Here is a 1,285-nt window from a genome sequence, read left to right as displayed (position 1 = left end):
TGATGACGCGCACCTAAACGGGTCACTTCGATTTCACCAAGACTCTCGAGAGGCCAATCAGGTCCCTTCACATTCAACAAACGGTTGGTTGGGATTGGCGCTGCCATGAGTTGCTCAACCCACTGTCGAGCAATTTTAGCAGCCGACTCAAAATGACGTTTACCAACCAGTGAAAACGCAATGGCCTGCACGCCAAGAAAGTGCCCTTCCATTGCAGCAGCGACGGTACCAGAATACAGAACGTCATCTCCCAGATTTGCACCATGATTAATGCCAGATAATACAAGATCTGGCAGGTCATCTTTCATCAGCTCAGTTAGAGCAAAATGAACGCAATCTGTCGGTGTCCCTTGAACCGAATAAGTATTAGGAGCAATTTCTGTGACTCGCAGAGGCTGTTCCAATGTCAGTGAGTTTGATGCACCAGAACGATTTCGGTCTGGGGCAACAATGATCACTTCCGCGATGCTTCTCAGCTCATCCGCTAACGCGTGAATTCCTTGAGCATGCACACCGTCGTCATTACTAATTAGAATTCTTAAAGGTTTTGTATTTAGTGAATCCAGTTCCATTAGTATTCTCTTTCTACTTTGACCTCATTCACCAACTCACGAACAATGGATGTGGCAAAAGAGCCTGCATCGAGTGAGAAGGTCAACGTAATATTGTTACCTTCAACGTTCCAAGCTAAGTCTTTTGGTTTGAGTGCGATTTCACGACGATCGTGACGCATACGATTCCCACGGATTAGAGCCATTAAATCAGGTTCTTCATCAATAAATGGCTGTTCTAATGCAAGTGCATCAGCTTGGGTCGGTAACGCATTATCACCCGCTAAAGCGGCAGTAATCTCAACTTCACTCAATGCAAGCTTGTTTTGCATATCAGCAAGGTTATTCGCATCAACAGCCAACAATCCTTGTGATGTCTGTGCGATGTCACCATCGATGAATTTATCAAACACACCATTCTCTAGACGAGCTGAAACGATGCGGTTGAAAATCCATGAACGCGCGGCAGACAGGTACATGCTGCGTTTGTTTTGGTTACGCGTACGAACGTTTTCTCGTCCCCAACGACGAGCTTCGTCGAGGTTATTTCCATCGTTACCAAAGCGTTGGCTACCAAAGTAGTTTGGCACACCAACTTGTTTAACTTTTTCAAGGCGTTGCTCTACATCCGCCACATCTGTCACTTCAGACAAGGTAACCACAAACTCGTTCCCGATTAAGTCACCAGGACGCAGTTTTTTGTTGTGTCGATCGGTCGCTAGAATTTCAATACT

Annotated in this window: 2 protein-coding genes; both read right to left on the bottom strand. The window is 45.8% G+C overall.

Annotation, left to right across the window (positions count from 1 at the left end):
- A partial coding sequence (surE, locus tag R7O13_RS24220) for a 5'/3'-nucleotidase SurE (RefSeq protein ID WP_318304849.1) occupies window positions 1-572 on the bottom strand: 572 nt, incomplete at its 3' end.
- The coding region (locus tag R7O13_RS24215; RefSeq protein ID WP_318304848.1) for a tRNA pseudouridine(13) synthase TruD at window positions 572-1,285 on the bottom strand (714 nt) is incomplete at its 5' end. The genes surE and R7O13_RS24215, both read right to left, overlap by 1 nt.

The organism is Vibrio sp. Y176, from assembly GCF_033438945.1.
Note: the sequence above shows the minus strand (reverse complement) of the source record. Positions and strands in the feature narration are given on the sequence as shown.